Origin of the sequence: Acinetobacter lwoffii (assembly GCF_019048525.1) — a bacterium.
Taxonomy (GTDB): domain Bacteria; phylum Pseudomonadota; class Gammaproteobacteria; order Pseudomonadales; family Moraxellaceae; genus Acinetobacter; species Acinetobacter lwoffii_K.
This window is the reverse complement of the sequence record NZ_CP077369.1, coordinates 2,049,721-2,069,364: the sequence shown is the minus strand read 5'-3', so window position 1 is coordinate 2,069,364 and position 19,644 is coordinate 2,049,721. Positions and strand designations below refer to the sequence as shown.

The following is a 19,644-nucleotide window of genomic DNA, read 5'->3' as shown; positions in this document are numbered from 1 at the left end:
ACCCGCCTTAGGCCTGCGCCAACAATTGTTTGGCTTTCCGCAGTTGTTCTTCACCTGCGCCCTGAGGCAATTCGGCCTGTGGCAAATGCAGACTATACGCACATTGCTGCTGTTCGCATTGCTCGACCAGACCCATCACAAATTCAAGTTTTTCTTCATGTGACTGACTCGGCATATGTGCATAATGAATCTCGATACTGTGTTCATCCTGATATTGCTCAAAGACTTTGATATACAAGCCTTGTCCACGCGCAAACTGCTTCCAGGACACCGCCTGCAAGGAATCGCCTGACTGGTAATTGCGCAATTCACGAAACTCATCCATATCCGGTTCAAAACGGTTGAAATGATATTTATTTTCTGTGCTAAAAACCTCAGCTTTAGGCGCGATCCAAGCCGAATGCTGATGATAAAGATAGGTCCAGGCTCGAACTAAACCAAAGGGATAAACCGAATAAATCTGAATCACCGGGTAATCAAACTTGCCACGTTGCTCTGCATAAAATGGCAGAATAAATTGCTGCTTTGCTGCATTCAGATAAACTTTCGCTAGCTGATTCCCTGCTTTGATATACAAATAACGGGGGCGAAGTTGCTGTTGTTGAAAATAAAGATGCAGATTCAGGCTATGACCGACCTGCCCCACATCATCTGCGATCAACTCAATTTTCAGGTCATGCAATTGCTTAAAAGTCAGATAAAAACTGATACACAGCACCGCACTGATTAAAAAGCAGAAACCTAAAATCAGGTTATTGGCATAGTTCACCCCAGCCACAAAGGTGATGAAGATCAAGACCAGATACAGATAGCCCTGTTGATAAATAAATACCAAGACATCTTTCTGCGAGAGCTGTTTCTGCTGTGAAAATTGAAAGCGTTTGGCCAGCCATTTTTGCCAGGTTTTATCCAAGAGAGGACTCCTTTAGCTGACCGCAACCTGTTGTATGACATTAAAAGTTTCAGCTTCACTCAACCCCAGACGATGCGAAGTCACCGCGACAAATACAGCCTGCACATCATCCGGCGTGACAAAAGCACGTTGCTGAATCAAAGCATACGCTTGTGCTGCGCGCTTCAAGGCCAGAAGGCCACGCGTAGAAAGTCCATGACGGTTTTTACGGGTTTCTTCTGCCAGATCAAGCAAATATTCCTGAATCGCTTCACTGATAAATATCTGATGCGTCAGACTTTGCAGATCCAGAATTTCATCTTCGGTAAAAATATGCGCCAGACTTGCAATCAGGGCAAAACGGGATTCCTGCTGTAATAACAGTTTTTCTGCATGGCGTGATGGATACCCCAAAGATAAACGCATCAGGAAACGGTCTAGCTGGGATTCCGGCAAAGCGTAAGTACCACTTTGGAATAGCGGGTTTTGTGTCGCAATCACCCAGAAAGGTTTCGGTAAGGCATAGCGTACGCCATCAATGGTGGCATAGCCTTCTTCCATGGCTTCGAGTAAGGCACTTTGGGTTTTGGGACTACAACGGTTGATTTCATCTGCCAGTAAAATCTGAGTAAAAATCGGGCCTTGTTTAAACTCGAACTGATGTTCTTTCTGGTTAAACATGTTAATACCGATGACATCACTGGCCAGCATGTCATTGGTAAATTGGATCCGCTGGAACTTTAACCCAGCCAGATGTGCCAGACTGCTGGCTAATGTAGTTTTACCCAATCCGGGTAAATCTTCAAATAAGACATGTCCGCCTGCAATCAAACAACAGAGTGCCAGTGTGGTCTGGGCCTGCTTATCCAACACAATGGCATTAACTTCTTCAAAAAAACGCTGGATCTTGGGTGCATAACTTGCAATTTTTTGTTCAAGCACAGTATTGATGTGTGCAATGTCGTTATTTTCCTTTTGTTTCATGCCCCAGATCACAATAATTTCCTTAATAAAACATGGCCTAAGATTAACATACACTGAAATTTAAATTTTCCCAAAAGATCAATCATCTGTCTGTGTAACTGAATAAATACACTCACTAGAAAATACCGGAATAGATAGAACACACAGAAATGAGATCTAGAAAATAAAAATGACCGCTACAGAAAAAGATGTTTTTGAATCAAATATCAAAATACTTATAGGACTTTGCCGTCTCTTGAAAAGACTTATAAATAAAAATTCATACTTAAAAGGTATATAAACCCAGATCATTTTTTCGATTTTTATAATTTTTTTTGGAAATAGCTCAACTCATGCAATCAGGGTTATTAGATGGCCTATTCTTTTAGAGAAAAAAAGCGCCCCCGAAAGGCGCTTGCTGTTACTTAACCATTAACATGGACATTTCTTCATACCACTACCCGCGGATGGATAACGCGAATCTACACAATGGCGATAGAAAGTCTTAGGATCCATGGGTTCCAGATCCGGGTGATGCTTGCGCATATGCTCCACATAGGTCTGATAATCTGGCACACCGACCATCAAACGGAAACTTTGCTGCAAACGTTGCCACAGGGTTGCAATCCGTGACCAGTTTTTCGGGTTCAGGATCAAATCCTTCTGCGACATCACGGTCATTTTGATGATTTTATAAATCATCGTTTTCCCGCTTTTGGCAAACTTCAGATTCATAATATTCTCCTTAATGACCTTTCGCTGGCTGAATCTCTTCTGGATCACGATAAATCGCTTCTGCCTCATGCACGGTCGGTACCGGACTTGCCAAGGCACGGCGAATCACACCAATCGCAGCGAACAACATCACAAAAGCCACAATCATGAAGAAAGCACAAAGTGCAGCATTGATCTGGTTCGACATCGCTACCGTCTGCATTTCAGCCATAGTTTTCGCTGGCGCCAGGATTTCATTATTGGCAATTGCCGTGTTGAAACGGTCAGCTTGAGCAAGGAAACCAATCTTTGGATTTTCATGGAAAATCTTCTGCCAGCCTGCTGTCATGGAAGTAATGAACAGGAATACTGTTGGGATAATTGTTACCCAGACATATTTCTGTTTTTTCATCTTGAACAGAATGACGGTACCAAGAATGAGTGCCATCGCAGCCAGAATCTGGTTACCAATACCAAACAGTGGCCATAAGCTGTTAATCCCGCCCAGTGGATCGACTACGCCCTGATACACAAAGAAGCCCCAGCCTGCCACTGCAACCGCAGTACCCAATAGGTTTCCGAAGAAGTTATGCGACTGTTTCACCGCAGGAATCACGATACCCACGGTATCCTGCACCATGAAACGACAGGCACGGGTACCAGCATCTACAGCAGTCAGGATAAACAATGCTTCAAACAGAATCGCAAAGTGATACCAGAATGCCATCATTTCACGACTGTTGAAAATTTCAGTGATGATATGTGCCATACCAATTGCAAAGGTAGGCGCACCACCAGTACGTGACAAAATCGAGTTTTCACCGACTTCTTGTGCCAGTAAGGTCAAGGCTTCAGGCGTTACCACAAAACCAAGGGTTCGTACTGCTTCTGCTGCACTTTCGGCTGTAGTACCGAGTAATGCGGCTGGTGAGTTAATGGCAAAGTAAATTCCTGGATCCAGAATTGCAGCACAGATCAAGGCCATGATCGCCACAAAAGATTCCATCAACATACCGCCGTAACCGATCATGCGGATATCGCGTTCATTGTTGACCAGTTTCGGTGTCGTCCCCGAAGATACCAAGGCATGGAAACCGGAAATCGCACCACACGCAATAGTAATGAACAGGAATGGGAACATAGAACCTGCGAATACAGGACCAGTCCCATCAATGAATTTGGTAATCGCTGGCAGTTTCATTTCAGGCATGGCAAACAGGATACCCACGGCCAAACCTGCAATCACGCCAATTTTCAGGAAGGTCGACAGATAATCACGTGGAGCAAGCAATAGCCAGACTGGCAATACCGACGCAATGAAGCCATAAATGATCAGCGCCCAAGTCAGTTCAGTGCCAGAAAGTGTAAAGAATGGCCCCCAATATGGATGTTGTGCGATGTTTTCACCGTAGATAATGCCCAGCATCATCAAGACAAAACCAATAATCGAGACTTCAGCAATTTTACCCGGGCGGATAAAACGCATGTAGATGCCCATAAAGATCGCAATCGGAATGGTGGCTGCAATACTGAATACACCCCATGGACTGTTAGTCAGTGCTTTAACAACGACTAGCGCCAATACTGCCAGAATGATGATCATCACGCCCAAGGCACCGAGCATCACGATAATACCGGCAAAGGTTCCGAGTTCCTGCTTAGCCATCTCACCAAGTGATCGACCGTCACGACGGGTGGAAATAAACAGTACCAGGAAGTCTTGTACCGCACCTGCCAGCACCACACCGACCAGTAGCCAGATCGTCCCAGGTAAATAGCCCATCTGCGCTGCCAGGATCGGACCGACTAAAGGACCTGCACCGGCAATCGCTGCAAAGTGATGGCCAAATAGAACGCTTTTATTGGTCGGCACATAGTCCAGACCATCGGCCAGACGATGCGCAGGCGTTAAACGGCGTTCATTCAGCTCAAATACTTTGGTGGCAATAAATAAACTGTAGAAACGGTAAGCAATGCTATAGACACAGGCGGCGGCAAGTACCAGCCAGACTGCATTGACATGCTCACCCCGACTCAGTGCCAGAACTCCGAAAGAGACTGCACCCACAATGGCTACCAAAAGCCAAATCATTTTCGAAGTCAGCGTCGACTTCTTTTGTAAAGTTTCCATTCAATCCCTCATATTGTGATGCATACAAATCAGCGTGATTGTTGTTGTTCGAGGTACTGCTGTTTTCCCTTGCGACTTTACGCCTGTTCTTTTGCTTTTCCTCTACGACTTTGGCATAAAAAAAGGGATGATTTAAATCATCCCTCTCGATAATAGTCTATTTTCAAACCATTATGCACGTTCTAAATAGTCACCAGTACGGGTATCTACACGAACGCTTTCTTCTTGCTGTACGAATAATGGAACACGTACTACAGCACCTGTTTCAAGTTTCGCTGGCTTACCGCCACCGCCAGAAGTATCACCACGAACACCTGGATCAGTTTCAACGATTTTAAGTACGACGAAGTTCGGTGGAGTCACGTTTAAAGGCACGCCATTGAACAACATGATGGTACATTTTTCATTTGAATCGTCTTTTAACCATTTTGCAGCATCGCTCATTGCTGTTTTATCAGCTGCGATCTGTTCAAAGGTAACAGGATCCATGAAGTTCCACATTTCGCCATCGTTGTACAAGTATTCCATTTCTACTTCAACGATATCAGCCGCTTCTAGGTTCTCGCCTGATTTGAAAGTTTTTTCCAGAACTTTACCTGATTTAAGGTTACGTAATTTTACGCGGTTAAAAGCTTGGCCTTTACCTGGTTTTACGTATTCGTTTTCCATGATTGAACATGGGTTGCCATCAAGCATAACCTTAAGGCCTGACTTGAAATCATTCGTAGAATAATAGGCCATGACTGGCGCACTCCAAACTTACTAACTTTAATCTATTGATGCTATGGGCTGTTGCGATGTCATTTAGCAAGTCTGACACGAACATTGAGTTGCCACATGCACATTCATTTGATGTTGCGTATTCTAAATGAGCAATACACTTTGCCGCAATGAAAAAATCCGCTTTCACCCACTCAGGCTGTTTAAGTTACAATCAGACATGAAAATCCTTTGTTTATTCATGTCTTGCTCAACGTTAAAATACCATCAGGCGAGCACCAAGATCAGCATAGCTGAATCGCTCTTTATTTTACAGCGCAGTGGATTATTGCGCTTCGGCACAAACTGTTAAACTGCGCCCATCAGGCTTTGTCCTCTCACTTATTATTGTTAATCTTCCGGCATGACGAACTATTTATATCAAGAACAAAACTGGCAATCACAGCTCAGCGACCTGCTCACTGATCCCCGCGAACTGCTTGAAGTACTGCAACTTGCACCAGAGCAACTGCTCTCAGGTGCCATTTTAGCTTCTGAACAGTTTAAGTTGCGTGTGCCGCGTGCTTTTGTCGGCAAAATGCAGGTCGGAAACCCTTTAGACCCATTGCTTTTACAAGTGCTACCCCATCACTTGGAACTGGAAGAACATCCAGGATTTGTTACCGACCCCTTGGGCGAAGAACAGGCCAATCAGCAACCCGGCGTACTGCACAAATATAAATCCCGTTTCTTGCTGACACTGACTGGTGCCTGTGCTGTACATTGCCGTTATTGTTTCCGCCGGCATTTCCCCTATCAGGAAAATCTGCCTAAAAATGAAGACTGGATAAATATCAAGCAATATCTGGAAAGCCAGCCTGATATTAATGAAGTGATTCTGAGTGGCGGTGATCCACTAACCTTATCGAACCGGAAATTAAAAACCTGGATTGAACGATTAGAATCAGTACCACATCTCAAATTCTTAAGAATACATTCACGAGTTCCTATTGTGATCCCCAACCGAGTCGACGAAGAGCTACTTAGCATGTTAAAAAACAGTAGGCTACGTATTATTCTGGTGGTACACTCAAACCATGCATCGGAGCTGGATGACTTCACTTGCAAGCGTTTAAACCAACTGGTTCAACAGCAGATCACCGTTCTGAATCAGGCGGTTTTATTAAACGGGGTGAATGATTCTGCTCAGGTTTTAGTAGATTTAAGCTATCGCTTGTTTGATGCCGGGGTCATGCCTTATTATTTACATGTACTTGATAAAGTAAAAGGTGCGCATCATTTTGATTTAGCGCCTGACCATATTAATGAGATTTATACAGAAGTTTTAGCGAACCTGCCGGGGTATTTGGTTCCTAAACTGGTTCGAGAAATAGCGGGCGAGAAGAATAAGACACCGCTTTTTGGGGTTTCAACATTTTTGAGTTAAATAATAAAGATGAGCACGCATACTTCAGACATTTTTCAGACACCGACGGAACTTAAACGAGAGCAGTTGAGCTTTTGTCCAACCACTGCCAAGGCTTTGCAGGAATGGGTTGCGGGGATTTCGATTCTACAACTAGGGAATTCATCCAAATCCCTGTTTAATGCCTTATTGGAAGTTTCTGAGCTGAAATGTACAGAAACCCTGCGCTTTGACCTGATTCAGGTCTTGCATCCCACCCTTGAAAATGTCCTGACCAGTCTGGAAAAGCATTTCGTCAATCAGGGCCTGATCACTTCCGACCGGAATGACCAGATTATTGAGCTGGCTATGCTGCTGCGCAGTCATTTTGCCAAAATTTATATCGATATCGTCAAACGCTGTAATCATCAGCTGACCCATCAGAAGTTTTCGCTATTTTCTCTAGGCAAAAAGAAGAGCATTCAAACTGCCCGGATGGTATCGATTTATTATGCCCTGCAACAACTCACACTTCTTTTATATCAACAGCATATGCTGTATAGCACGCCAGGTCTGGGACAATGGCTGGCTGCCCATCAACTGCTTGAATGTGCAATAGACAATAATTTCTATCAAAGCAATATCAATCAGGTATTAGGTACCCAGCATGAGATCCAGAACATTGCACATGCCTATGCACAGCTGATTTTACTGGATATCTTCAATACTCATCAGATCCGGCCTGCAGAAATTCAGGGCCTGTATCTATGCAGTTTTGACTGGGCCAAACTGGTACAGATCCTGCCGAAGGAAACCACGCTGTCCCGTTATGTGGTCGATGCCAGCAAAGATCATCCGCCGATCTTTAATTCCCATCAAGAGCCACAGTTTCAGCCGAGCTTCTATATTTCCACACAGAATCTGATGGATCATTTAACGGGTACTCAAAGTAAAAATGCCCAGTATCTGTCGCGGAATGAAAAACTGTTCCTGACCCCTGCACTGCATTTTCATATCTACAATCTGCTCTCGAACAATGTCGAGCGTCGTCATGAACGTTATGAATATTCAGCACAGATCAATATCTGCTTTGGCTTAAGCGTGGCGCATTTTTACCTGTCTAAAGGTAAAAACTTCAACGAAACTCTGGAACTCGAGGCCAATTATAATTTCCAGAGCGAAAGCAGTTTTGTCAGCTCGATGGAAAACGCCATTCCAAGTAGTTTTAGCAGCATCAAGGCGCTCGATCGAGAAACCAAACAGATCCATAGCGCTGAAGTTCTGGATATCAGTGTCAATGGTTACCGGATTAAATGGACTGGTATTACCCCGGCTAACCTGAAAACCGGTGAATTCATTCTGGTTCAGGAAAAAACCCAGAGTCAGTGGCGTGGCGGTGTGATTCGCTGGATCAAGCAGTCAACGGATAAGAGCCTGGAAATCGGGCTGGAAATTTTGGCACAAGAGCTCTTTCCTTGTGCAGCTTATACCCGTACCGAACGTCATCATGTCAACTATCAGCCTGCCCTGTTGGTGAAAATGACGCAACTGGATCAGGTCTCGACCAGCTTGATTGTCTCTGGTTCACAGATGTTTAGGGAAAAACAAACCATTCATTTACGTCTCGGTCAGGAAGAAATCAAAATCTATCTGACCAAAGCACAACTGATTACGCAGAGTTTCATCCGTTTTGATTATGAATTACTCAATGATCAGGAAGAAGAGATGATCGAAAACTTTATCGATCAGCACATGAATGAAAGCAGAAATCATGATTTATGGGAAGCATTGAAGTGAGAAATCCATTATTGTCTAAAAAGTTAAAACGTACTGAAACACGTTTACTGATTATTGATGATAATCAAATTAGATATAACCAAATCCGTGATCTGCTGACCAGTCATGATTATCAGGTGGATGCTGTCCTGCTGGATGATCTGCAATCTTTTGAAAAACAATTAAATTTCAACTGGGATCTGATTATTTTTGGACGTGCCTACGACCTGAAATATGAACAGGCCTTAAGTTTGGTGCGCCTTTCGCAGCAACCTAATCTGCCGATGATTTTGCTTAAACCGGATGATTACCAGGCTGAACAATATGCGCAATATATCCGTAAAGGGGTATATGACATTCTCAATTTTGACTACCTGGAACGCTTTTATGTGGGACTGGTCCGAGCATTGTCATTTAGCCGTTTGTCACAGTCTCAGCAACATTTAATGACTGAGCTGGAAACAGCACAAATTCAGGCACAATCTTTAGTAGACGACAGCAACCGTGCTGTTGCCACCATTCAGGAAGGGATTCATATTCAGGCCAATGCGGACTACCTGAAACTGTTTGGCTTGCAAAATGAAGATGAGATTATTGGCCTACCGCTTCTGGATCTGCTCCAGCCTTCAGATTTGAATGATTTTAAAACGCGTTTCAAAAAGATTTCTCAGGGTCAATTTGATTTAGGTCGGGTCGAGATCCAGTCTCTGAATCCGCATGTGTCCGCATCTAATCCATTAAAACTGGAATTCTTGCCTTCAACGGCTGAAGAAGATGCGGTACAAATTAGCATTGATACTCAATCTCAAACGGTTTTTTCCGAGAAAACTCCTGGAAAACCAAGTGTTTTTCAGTCACTTAAACGTGAACTGAACAAGCAGTCTGCACCGGTGAATGCCTTAGTCACTTTCTCTTTAAGTGCATATGACCCGGAAGTTCTACAATCTGACTGGGCCACTTTTAATGGGTACTTTGATGCAGTCAAAGAATTCCTCAAGGAACAGACCCATATTCCCCTGTTTAAACTGGAATATGATGTCGTTGTCGGTCTGTTTCAGGCAGACTCTAAAGCAATTCTTGAATCCAAACTGATCAGTTTAAATGCCTTAGGCAAACCGCAACTCATTACAGTGGGACCAAAGTCATTCCCTCTAAATTTGCGCTTGGGCTATGTCATGCTTGAACAGGGTTTGCAAGATGAAATGCAATGCAATACGCTGATTGGACAAGCATTCTCGACATCTTTACCTCAAGCAGAAGCTGTACCTGAATTTAAACTTGATATTCCTGCGTCACTGAGCAGTCCGGTTGCGGTAGAAATGCCAAGTATAGATTTCAGTGTTGCTGAAACACCAGTTGCCAGCCCAACATTGGCAGCCGTCAGTCCAGCAGTCACGTCTATTCCTAGCGCTACACCTTCTATTTTGAAAGCCTTAAGTGAATGTCTGGAACGTGGGGAGATCCATTTAAAATATCAACAACTCTATGATAAAGAAGATACGCGTTTATATACCTATGAAGTGACCAGTGGCTTTATTTTTGAGAATAAATGGCAGGATATTTCTAGCCTTTTAGAACTTCATGAAGATGATGAACTGTCCATTAAACTGGATCGCTGGATTCTGGTTGAAGCCAGTAAACAGCTACACAACTTTATTACCCAGTATCCTGATGCAAGCTTAATTGTCAATTTGAACCGTGCCGTACTATTTAAAGACCGCACCTTCCCGGAATTTATTTCCAAGCTGATTACGATTATTCGCAGTAAAGTGAAGCATCCGCTAATCTTGCAATTCTCAGAAGAAGATATTTTACTGAATCAACAAGATGCACAAAAATATCTACGCGTGCTGTATGAACATGGCGCACTGATTGCACTGCGTGATTTTGGTCAATCCATGTACAGTCAAAATTTACTGCGCGAACTTGAACTGGATGGTGTCAGCTTACATTCAAACTTAACCAATATGCTCAATAAAGATACCGAGATTGAGCAACTACAGGAAAAAATTACCAGCTATAATGAAATCAAGCCACTCAACATTCTGATTCGTGAATTAAATGATATGACACTGTTCGCGAATGCCTGGAACGTGGATGCCCGCTTTATTCAGGGGAATTATTTCCAGAAAAAACTCGATCATTTGATTGATGTACAAGATCACTAAGATCTTGTACAAGCCTGCGCATTTAGGAAATCGAATGATAATTTTTTAAATTGCAGGCACAAAAAAAACGGGCTTAAAGCCCGTTTTTTCATTTTGGGTATTAACGTTTAACAGAACGTGACATACCAGCAAAACGTTGTTTGAACTTGTCGATACGACCGCCAGTGTCAACGTTCTTTTGCTTACCAGTGTAGAATGGGTGGCAAGCTGAACATACGTCTAGATAAAGAGTTTCTTTACCAAGAGCTGAACGAGTTTCGATTACGTTACCACATGAACAAGTAGCAACTAAAGTTTCATATTTTGGGTGAATATCGGCGCGCATCGTCGATTACTCCATTAGATTCAAGAAGGTTTAGCTGTCATCGCTATTGATCACTCTCAAATGAGGAAGCAGGAACATCGTTCATGCAGATCAACACCACAACAGACCATTCTTTTGGCCCACCGAGACGGATACCGTCAGAGCTAAGCACAACAAGTGGGCGTCATTATACGTGAAACGAATTCAATATGCGAATTATTCTTCAGCTTCTGATCCAGCCTCTTTGGCCCACAGATTGGCAATAATCCCGCAGACCATCAACTGAATCTGATGGAAAATCATGATCGGCAGGACAATCATGCCCAGCGGCTGGCCAATAAATAAAATTTGCGCCATCGGTACTCCACTGGCCAGGGTTTTTTTAGAACCACAAAAGAATGCCGTTTTCTGGTCAGCGCGGCTGAAGCCCAGCCAGCGTGGAATATAAAGTGATAATAACATCACAATGGTGAGTAACACCGAGCAAGCCAGCAATAGCAGCAACAAGGTACTCAGGCTCACTTCATTCCACAGACCAGCCACTACGGCGCTACTAAAAGCGCCATACACCACCAGTAAAATCGAGCCTTGATCGAAGACCTTGACGATTTTTGGCATTTTCATCATTTGCGGATAGATCCATGGACGCAGAATCTGTCCTAAAATAAACGGTACCAAGAGCAGCAGTGTAATCTGGATAATCGAAGAAGTCGGATCAAAACCATGATCAGATTGACCGAGAATAAAAAATGCCACCAATAATGGGGTAATAAACATACCGATCAGATTGGAAAAAGAGGCACTACATACCGCCCCGGCGACATTGCCATGAGCCACTGAAGTAAAGGCGATCGAGGACTGCACGGTGGATGGCAGGAAACACATAAACAGGAAACCCCAATATAGTTCCTGTCCGAGCATGGGTAATAAAATCGGCTTGGCCAAAAGCCCGAGAATCGGAAACAGGGCAAAAGTTAGCGCAAAAACTAAAGTATGCAATTTCCAGTGCATAATGCCTTGCACCACAGCTTCACGAGACAGTTTGGCGCCGTGCAGGAAAAACAGGATGGCGATCGCTCCTGTCGTCACCCAGCCAAAGACTTCAGCCGCCTTCCCCGAAACTGGCAACACACTGGCCAGCAAAACCATCACAAACAACAGTATCGTAAACCGATCCAATGCCAAGAACTTAAGCATATCTCTATAATCCCTCAGATTTTATTGTTTGATATAAAAATGCCCGGCTATCTTAACAGATGCCGGGCCCATGCTATGCACTCAGATTGATGTAATATTTTCATCTATACATGAATGCATTTCATATATCTCGCTACATCACACTTAGTTATTACGTGCATTGTTGTCTTGCTGGATCAGCTCGATCTTGTAGCCATCTGGATCTTCTACAAATGCAATTACAGTCACGCCACCTTTCATCGGACCGGCTTCACGCACCACATTACCGCCACGCGCTTTAATCTCTTCGCAAGCCTTGTAAGCATCATCAACTGCAATCGCGATATGACCATAAGCATTGCCCAGTTCATAGCTGTCTGTATCCCAGTTATGGGTCAATTCCAGTACGGTGTGATTCTCTTCATCGCCATAACCGACAAAAGCCAGGGTAAAACGGCCTTCTTCGTAATCACGCTTACGAAGCAAAGTCATGCCAAGTACTTCAGTATAGAACTTGAGAGATTGTTCTAAATTGCCTACACGTAACATGGTATGCAGCATGCGCATATTAATCATCCTTCTGTACAGATTGTTGTTGGTGTTCACCGAGCAGTTTTGCGACCCAAACCACCAGAATCAGGATCGGAATCCCGATTAGAGTAGTCATCAGGAAGAAATTCGGATAACCGATATTGGTGACTATAGTACCCGAATATCCGCCTAAAATCTTAGGGGTCAAAGTCATGAGTGAGCTAAAAATCGCATATTGAACAGCGGTAAAAGACACACTGGTCAAGCTCGACAAGAATGCAATAAACGCAGCACCAGCCAGCCCAGCAGCCAGATTGTCGACAATAATAGCAAAATAAAGCCACTTGTCGCTATAAGGTTTAATTACCTTACCACTGACTTCGACTGTATCTGAACTGTTGCCATCCACCACTGCCAAGGGCTGAATATCGACATCCAGATTCTGGGTACTAGCCAACTGATCATTGACCTGATAAACATGCGTGGTTTGCTGAAGTGCCTGATCATCTTGCATCAAGACTGCACTGATAATATGTGCAGGTGACTGAATCAGTTGCTGTGCAGGAATCGCGGCAGTAAATACGCCTTCACTTTCCAGTTTTGCCTCAATATTCTGATCATTGATTTGCAAAACAATCTTTTGATTTTCTTGCAGTGCTTCACCGACATACTGGCCGCGCACCACAATGGTCTTGTCCTGCTCAGCTGCGGTGAGAGTATTGTCACTGGTGATCGGCAGGATCTGTAACTGAGTGCTGCCCTGTTGTGCAGTCAAATATGGCATATTGACCTGCACAGGCGCTTGATTAGTATTATCTGTATTGAGATAAGCGGCTGAGACTTGCAGCTGTTTGCTCTGCGCCAGCACTGCACTTGGGATATCCAGCTTCCAGTAACCTACTTCATCGGTCTCTGCCTGATAAACCTGATTACCGGCTTTAACTTCGACAGCTGCCAGTTTTTCACCAGACTTGACCAGTCCGATAAAAATCAGGTTGGTGGAACAGGCCAGTACGGCGCCGACAAACATCAGTTTCATGATGTTCATCTTCTGGGCCAAGAGCCCGCCAAGGAAACCACCGACTAAAGAGAAAATCACCCCATAGACTTTAACGGCCTCGGCAATCTGTTCTTTACTGAAATTCAGGTCCTGATAGAACACATTGGAAATGACGCCGGCAATAATATCGGAAACCCGATAAAAACCGATCAACAATAACAGCACCAATGCAAGTTTCAAGCCATAACGCTTAAAGAAATCTGCAACCGGATTGACCCAGGTTTCATAGGCCATCTGCTTGTTAACCGCACCCATTTTTACCAAGCCTGCACCAATCGCAAAGGCCACTGCACCCGAGCCAACAAAGCGCAAAGCTTCAAAACAGAACAAGGCAAAGGTATCTTGAATGGCGAATTGTTCGGTGATGCTGGCCACCAGATTGCCCGAATAGATATAGCTCAGAACAAAACTGATCACCGCCACAAAAAACACCGCAACTAAACGGAAATAATCACTGCGCACATAGTGTTTGCGTACCCGGTTAACCTGCGGCTCCCGAATGGACAGTGTGGTGATAATACCGACCAGCATGACGGCAGCCATGGCCAGATAAGTCCATTTCCAGGCATCATAGATATAGTTGCCTTTCGCAGTTCCCAAATAGGCTGCCAGAAACAAGGCACCAGCACCGGCCACGATCATCCCGATCCGGTAACCGGCATTATAGGTGGCGGCCAATACGGTCTGCATCTGGGTTTCCGCCAGTTCAATCCGGTAGGCATCAATCACAATATCCTGTGTTGCTGCGGAGAAACCAAGCAGGACTGCACCGAGCGCCATTTGCTGTAAATGTGTTGCACCCAAAGCCGGATCAGAAAAGGCCATAATTGAAATGGCACAGACAATCAGAATCTGCGCAATCAGCAACCAGGCACGACGATGCCCCAGAGCCTTGGTCAGAAATGGGACTGGCAGTTCATCAATGAGCGGTGCCCAGACGAATTTAAACGAATAGCCCAATGCGGCCCAGCTAAAGAAAGTTACTGCACTTTTGCTGATTCCGGCCTCACCTAACCATAAAGACAGACTGGAAAAAATCAGAAGAATCGGCACACCAGCCGAAAATCCCAAGAACAGCATGATCAATGCACGTCGATCTAAAAATGCTGTAAATGCGGATTTCCAACCCGTCGTTTGTGTTGTCATTGCTTTATTATTTTCCGCAGAAAAACCAATTGCTGCTATTCAATCCTGTAATAGCGTATCTTTCAACAAGATTTATATATTTATCACATTTCCGGTTTTTTATTTTCTGGCAAAAGCGACATGTTGGCTTGAATTTTTCAAGTAAATCTGTATACCTTAACTCTCATCAACGTAATATTTCGTTTTGGATTTTCAACAGTGACCCAGAGACTCGATCAAATTAATTCTTCTATTGCCAGCAACACCAGCACAACTCCACAAAAAATCCGCTCAGATTTACTTATCTCTGCATTTGAACAAAGCGAAATTAAAAATACTCTGGACCATACCCGGTTAACATCCACCCAGCTGACGCACATTCCAAACTTAGAAAAAATTCCTGCGTCAACCAAACGGATCAAGCCCCTGAATAACTTTTTGGGCCAAGATCGCGCACGCGCCTCAGTTGAGGCCGGGATTGCCCTGCCTTATTCCGGCTATAACATTTTTGCTGTCGGTACAGCAGGACTCGGAAAACGCACCATGGTGAAGCGTTTGCTGCAACAGCACGCCAAAACTATGGAAACCCCGAATGACTGGGTGTACGTCAATAACTTTCAGAACCAGCGTCAGCCGATTGCGCTAGAACTGCCCTCAGGTCAAGGTCCAAAATTCCAAGCCATGTTAAATCAAAGCTGGCAAACGATTCTAAAGCAGCTTGAGCGCCGTTTTACTGCAGAGACCTATCACAACCGCATTGAAATGATTCGTCAGGAAACTGGGGATGAGCAGCAGCAGGCGCTCATCGAACTGACCAAAGAAGGCGCAGAACTGGATCTGAAGCTAATCTCACGACATGATGAGCACTGTTTTGTCCCTGTGCATCTGATTGATGACAAATTACAGGAAATGTCTCAGGAAGATCTGAATGCCTTAAGCAACAAAGATCGTGCCGAATTAGCGTCCAACATGCGTTATATGGACAAGAAACTGGAACGTCTGGGTTTGCATCTGGGTGATCTGGAAGATGATGCACGCGATCGCGTACAGATCCTGAACCGCGATATCGCCAAGCAGGTAGTCTTGCCGCGAGTCGAACAGATTCTGGCGAAATTCAAACATGTCGAAGGTCTGGAACATTACCTGAAATACTATGCCGAAGACATTATCAACAATGTCGAAATTGTGCTGGAACAGGAAGAAGATGACTTCACTCCGGCACTGTTCAGTCGCGTTCCCGCACGTTATCAGGCCAATGTGATTATTACCCATAAGCCGAACAGTGGCGCACCGGTGATCTTTGAAGATTTTCCAACGCATTACAACCTTTTGGGTCATGTGGAACAACTGACTCAAAATGGTACGATTACCACGGACTTTACTTTGATTCGTCCAGGTACCTTGCATAAAGCTAATGGCGGCTTCCTGATGCTGGAAGCGGAACAATTGCTGGAACAGCCGTATGCATGGCAAGGGTTGAAGCGCGCGCTTAAATCGGGGCATTTAAAACTGTCTTCACTTGAGCATATGATCACGCTGACCGGCAGTATTTCGATTGAACCTGCCTCAATTCCCCTGAATATCAAGGTCATCTTGCTGGCTGAGCCTGAAATCTATTATGAAATTTTAGAGCTTGAACCAGAGCTAGGCAGCATCTTTAAAATCCGTGCCGATTTTACCGATACATTACAACGTAATGACAATAACGAGCAGGCTTATATGCAGCTGATTGCCGACTATGTGCAATCGGATAAATTATTGCCTTTTGACCGTTCTGCTTTAGCCGCCTTGCTCACAGATTCCAGCCGTCAAGCCGAAGATCAAAGTTCATTGTCATTACATGCTCTTACGCTGGGCGATCTGATCCGTGAAGCACATCATCATGCCTTCCAGGCCGGTGACAAGATGGTTTCAGAAAAACATATCAACACCGCATTGGATCACCGTAAATATCGTCTCGGCTATTTACGTGAACTGTATTGGCAAGATCTGACTCGTGGTACTCAACTGATCGAAACCCGCGGCCATCGTCTGGGCCAAATCAATGCCCTGTCCGTCATTCACTATGCTGATGTTGAGTTTGGTCTGCCTTCACGTCTGACTGCTTCGGTTTACCAAGGTGGCGGTGATATTCTGGATATCGAACGCAGTGTCGAACTCGGTGGCTCCTTACATGCCAAGGGCGTGTTGCTGATGTCGTCTTTCCTGAAAGCACATTTCGGCCGTGAACAGACCTTGCACTTCTCTGCTGCACTGGCCTTTGAACAAAGTTATGGTCAGGTCGATGGTGACAGTGCCACAGTCGCGGAGCTTTCTGCCCTGTTATCTGCTATCAGCCAGTTACCGATTGATCAGTCCTGGGCCATTACCGGTTCCATGAACCAGCTGGGACAAGTACAACCGGTAGGTGGTGTGAATGCCAAAATTGAAGGTTTTTTTGATGCTTGCAAGTTACAAGGTCTGACAGGAAAACAAGGTGTAATTATCCCACGTCAAAATATGCAACATCTGATGCTGCGTAAAGATGTCACCATTGCTGTGGAAGAAGGTCAGTTCCATATTCACGCGATTGATACCATTGATCAGGCGCTGGAAATCCTGATGGCACGTCCTGTCGGCACCTTGGATAAAAAAGGTCGCTATAGCAAAAATTCAATCTATGCCGCAGTAATGGCACAGCTGGATTATTGGCAAGCGATTGAAGATGGTGCCGAACTGGTCGAAGTGCCGAAGAAAAAGAAAAAGAAGAAGAAAAAAAAAGACAAGAAGCAAATCGTCGAGCCACAAACTGAAGTTGAAGCTGATGCTTCGACAGTTGAAAAGCCGGATGCAGCGACAGAGGATTAACTCTGACCTTGCTCCAGATAAAATAGAGATAAAAAAAGCGCTTCTCAATGAAGCGCTTTTTCACATCTGAACTTAATTTAATACAAAATTAAGCATCAGCTGCCGGGCTGTACTGTTCAACTAAAGGCTTTAATTCACCTTTTTGGAACATGTCGAGCATGATATCACTACCACCGATCAACTCACCATTGATCCAAAGCTGTGGAAATGTCGGCCAGTTGGCGATTTGTGGTAACATCGCGCGAATGTCCTGGTTTTCCAGAATGTTTACATAAGCAAACGGACGACCAATTTGACTGAGTGCTTCTACTGCACGTGCAGAAAAACCACATTGTGGAAATTGCGGTGTGCCTTTCATGTAAAGAAGTACTGCGTGTTTTGCAATTTGGTCACGAATTAACGCTTCGGTATCGCGTGCTTGTTCAGTCATTGATAAATCCTCAACTCATCTGTCTCGCATTATACCCAAATCCAGGCAAAACAGTATGTCTAAAGCAATAATTCCAATTTTATTTACAATTACCCTTTAAATCTGAGCGGGTTTTTGCTTATATAAGTTTTTCTTTCCACCTAACAGTTAAGAGTTAGTCATGAATAATATTACCCTCGCACCGGTACAAACTGATCAACCGTCTCATTTGATGCCTGTTTTTGGCCGTCAACCGATCAGCTTTGTCCGAGGACGAGGTGCATATCTTTATACCGAAGATGGTACAGAGTATTTAGATGCATTAACCGGAATTGCGGTATGCGGTTTGGGCCATGCGCATCCAGTCATTGCCGAAGCGATTGCTGAACAGGCAGCGACCCTGATTCATACCAGCAACCTGTTTGAAGTGCCTTGGCAAACCGCTGCCGCACAGAAACTGGCTGAAGTTGCAGGTATGGAAGAAGTATTTTTCTCCAACAGTGGCGCAGAATCAAATGAAGGTGCAATCAAAATTGCACGTAAATTTGGTCATATGCAAGGCATTGCATCGCCTAAAATCATTGTTGCCGACCAGTCTTTCCATGGTCGTACCATGGCCACCTTATCTGCTACAGGCAATAAAAAAGTGCAGGAAGGCTTTGGCCCACTGGTTGAAGGTTTTGTCCGTGTACCTTTTGGTGATATCGAAGCGATTGAAGAAGCGGCAATCAATCACCCGGATATCGTAGCGATTTTGGTTGAGCCTATTCAGGGTGAAGGCGGTGTCAATACCGCACCTCAAGGTTTCAGCTATTTAGAAGAAATTCGCCAAATCTGCAACCAGCATAACTGGCTGATGATGCTGGACGAAGTGCAAACTGGTAATGGCCGTACCGGTAAATACTTTGCTTATCAGCACACCAATATTATTCCGGATGTACTGACCACAGCCAAAGGCTTAGGAAATGGCTTCCCGATTGGTGCAGTCATGACCCAAGGTCGTGGCGTCGGTGTATTAACTGCTGGAAATCACGGTTCTACCTATAGCGGTACAGCACTGGGTTCGCGTGTGGTCTATACCATTCTCGATATTATGCGAAAAGAAAATATCGTCGCGAATGCGGCTGAAAAAGGTGCTTATATCGTTGACCAGCTACGCAACAAACTGGCAGATCAAAATGTCATCGTACGTGGTTTCGGTCTGATGATCGGGATTGAATTACCAAAAGAATGTGGTGATCTGGTTGCGATTGCACGCAATGAATACAAGATGATTATCAATGTCACTGCAGGCAATGTCGTTCGTCTGTTGCCTACCCTGAATATTACCCAGGAGCAGGCAGACCAGTTGATCGAACGTCTGGTAAAAATGATCAAAGCTTATTTGGCATAAAGCCCTAGCCTAAAAATTAAAAAAGCCGCTCTAAAGCGGCTTTTTTATTAT

The 19,644-nt window shown here is 44.4% G+C and carries 15 protein-coding genes; 5 read left to right on the top strand and 10 right to left on the bottom strand.

Annotated elements, in window-relative coordinates; translation table 11 throughout:
* Window positions 1-7 precede the first annotated feature (7 nt).
* The 5 genes from I6L24_RS09675 to efp all read right to left on the bottom strand — a co-directional run bounded on the left by I6L24_RS09675 (window position 8) and on the right by efp (window position 5,441).
* Entirely contained in the window at window positions 8-913 is a 906-nt protein-coding gene (locus I6L24_RS09675) for a DUF58 domain-containing protein (RefSeq protein ID WP_005262120.1), read from the bottom strand.
* 12 nt (window positions 914-925) lie between these two features.
* Window positions 926-1,888: an AAA family ATPase gene (locus tag I6L24_RS09670; RefSeq protein WP_005266930.1), complete on the bottom strand. Its 963-nt coding sequence runs from the start codon at window positions 1,886-1,888 to the stop codon at window positions 926-928.
* Between the two features lie 399 nt (window positions 1,889-2,287).
* Window positions 2,288-2,593: a YbdD/YjiX family protein gene (locus I6L24_RS09665; protein ID WP_171057013.1), complete on the bottom strand. Its 306-nt coding sequence runs from the start codon at window positions 2,591-2,593 to the stop codon at window positions 2,288-2,290.
* A gap of 7 nt (window positions 2,594-2,600) precedes the next feature.
* Entirely contained in the window at window positions 2,601-4,700 is a 2,100-nt protein-coding gene (locus tag I6L24_RS09660) for a carbon starvation CstA family protein (RefSeq protein ID WP_004646549.1), read from the bottom strand.
* A 171-nt stretch (window positions 4,701-4,871) separates the two neighbouring features.
* The gene (gene efp / locus I6L24_RS09655; RefSeq protein ID WP_004279747.1) at window positions 4,872-5,441 is read right to left on the bottom strand and encodes an elongation factor P; all 570 of its coding nucleotides are present in this window, start codon (window positions 5,439-5,441) and stop codon (window positions 4,872-4,874) included.
* A gap of 382 nt (window positions 5,442-5,823) precedes the next feature.
* Here efp and epmB point away from each other — a divergent pair, with 382 nt between their 5' ends.
* Genes epmB through I6L24_RS09640 form a run of 3 tightly spaced genes read left to right on the top strand, consistent with a single transcriptional unit; the run spans window position 5,824 to window position 10,748 of the window.
* Window positions 5,824-6,846, top strand: coding sequence for an EF-P beta-lysylation protein EpmB (gene epmB / locus I6L24_RS09650; RefSeq protein ID WP_005266932.1), 1,023 nt, complete (start codon window positions 5,824-5,826; stop codon window positions 6,844-6,846).
* Between the two features lie 9 nt (window positions 6,847-6,855).
* Window positions 6,856-8,601: a hypothetical protein gene (locus I6L24_RS09645; protein ID WP_005266934.1), complete on the top strand. Its 1,746-nt coding sequence runs from the start codon at window positions 6,856-6,858 to the stop codon at window positions 8,599-8,601.
* A complete protein-coding gene (locus I6L24_RS09640; RefSeq protein WP_216985951.1) occupies window positions 8,583-10,748 on the top strand; it encodes an EAL domain-containing protein in 2,166 nt (721 codons plus the stop codon). The genes I6L24_RS09645 and I6L24_RS09640 overlap by 19 nt, the downstream gene beginning before the upstream one ends.
* 100 nt (window positions 10,749-10,848) lie before the next feature.
* Here I6L24_RS09640 and rpmE read toward each other — a convergent pair whose 3' ends face one another.
* From rpmE to I6L24_RS09620, 4 genes are all read right to left on the bottom strand, one after another.
* Entirely contained in the window at window positions 10,849-11,073 is a 225-nt protein-coding gene (gene rpmE / locus I6L24_RS09635) for a 50S ribosomal protein L31 (protein WP_004279743.1), read from the bottom strand.
* A gap of 195 nt (window positions 11,074-11,268) precedes the next feature.
* Window positions 11,269-12,249: a bile acid:sodium symporter family protein gene (locus I6L24_RS09630; RefSeq protein ID WP_004646546.1), complete on the bottom strand. Its 981-nt coding sequence runs from the start codon at window positions 12,247-12,249 to the stop codon at window positions 11,269-11,271.
* Between the two features lie 144 nt (window positions 12,250-12,393).
* Window positions 12,394-12,795 (bottom strand): lactoylglutathione lyase, encoded by a 402-nt coding sequence (gloA, locus tag I6L24_RS09625; RefSeq protein ID WP_004279741.1) that lies wholly within the window; start codon window positions 12,793-12,795, stop codon window positions 12,394-12,396.
* A gap of 1 nt (window position 12,796) precedes the next feature.
* On the bottom strand, window positions 12,797-14,965 hold the full coding sequence (locus tag I6L24_RS09620; RefSeq protein ID WP_005266937.1) for an AmpG family muropeptide MFS transporter: 2,169 nt from the start codon (window positions 14,963-14,965) through the stop codon (window positions 12,797-12,799).
* Between the two features lie 198 nt (window positions 14,966-15,163).
* Here I6L24_RS09620 and I6L24_RS09615 point away from each other — a divergent pair, with 198 nt between their 5' ends.
* Window positions 15,164-17,791: a Lon protease family protein gene (locus I6L24_RS09615; protein WP_005266939.1), complete on the top strand. Its 2,628-nt coding sequence runs from the start codon at window positions 15,164-15,166 to the stop codon at window positions 17,789-17,791.
* A gap of 88 nt (window positions 17,792-17,879) precedes the next feature.
* Here I6L24_RS09615 and grxD read toward each other — a convergent pair whose 3' ends face one another.
* Window positions 17,880-18,221: a Grx4 family monothiol glutaredoxin gene (grxD, locus tag I6L24_RS09610; protein ID WP_004279738.1), complete on the bottom strand. Its 342-nt coding sequence runs from the start codon at window positions 18,219-18,221 to the stop codon at window positions 17,880-17,882.
* 160 nt (window positions 18,222-18,381) lie between these two features.
* On the opposite strand from grxD, the gene I6L24_RS09605 reads away from it, so the two are divergent.
* Window positions 18,382-19,593 (top strand): aspartate aminotransferase family protein, encoded by a 1,212-nt coding sequence (locus tag I6L24_RS09605; RefSeq protein ID WP_004646541.1) that lies wholly within the window; start codon window positions 18,382-18,384, stop codon window positions 19,591-19,593.
* Window positions 19,594-19,644: the final 51 nt, after the last annotated feature.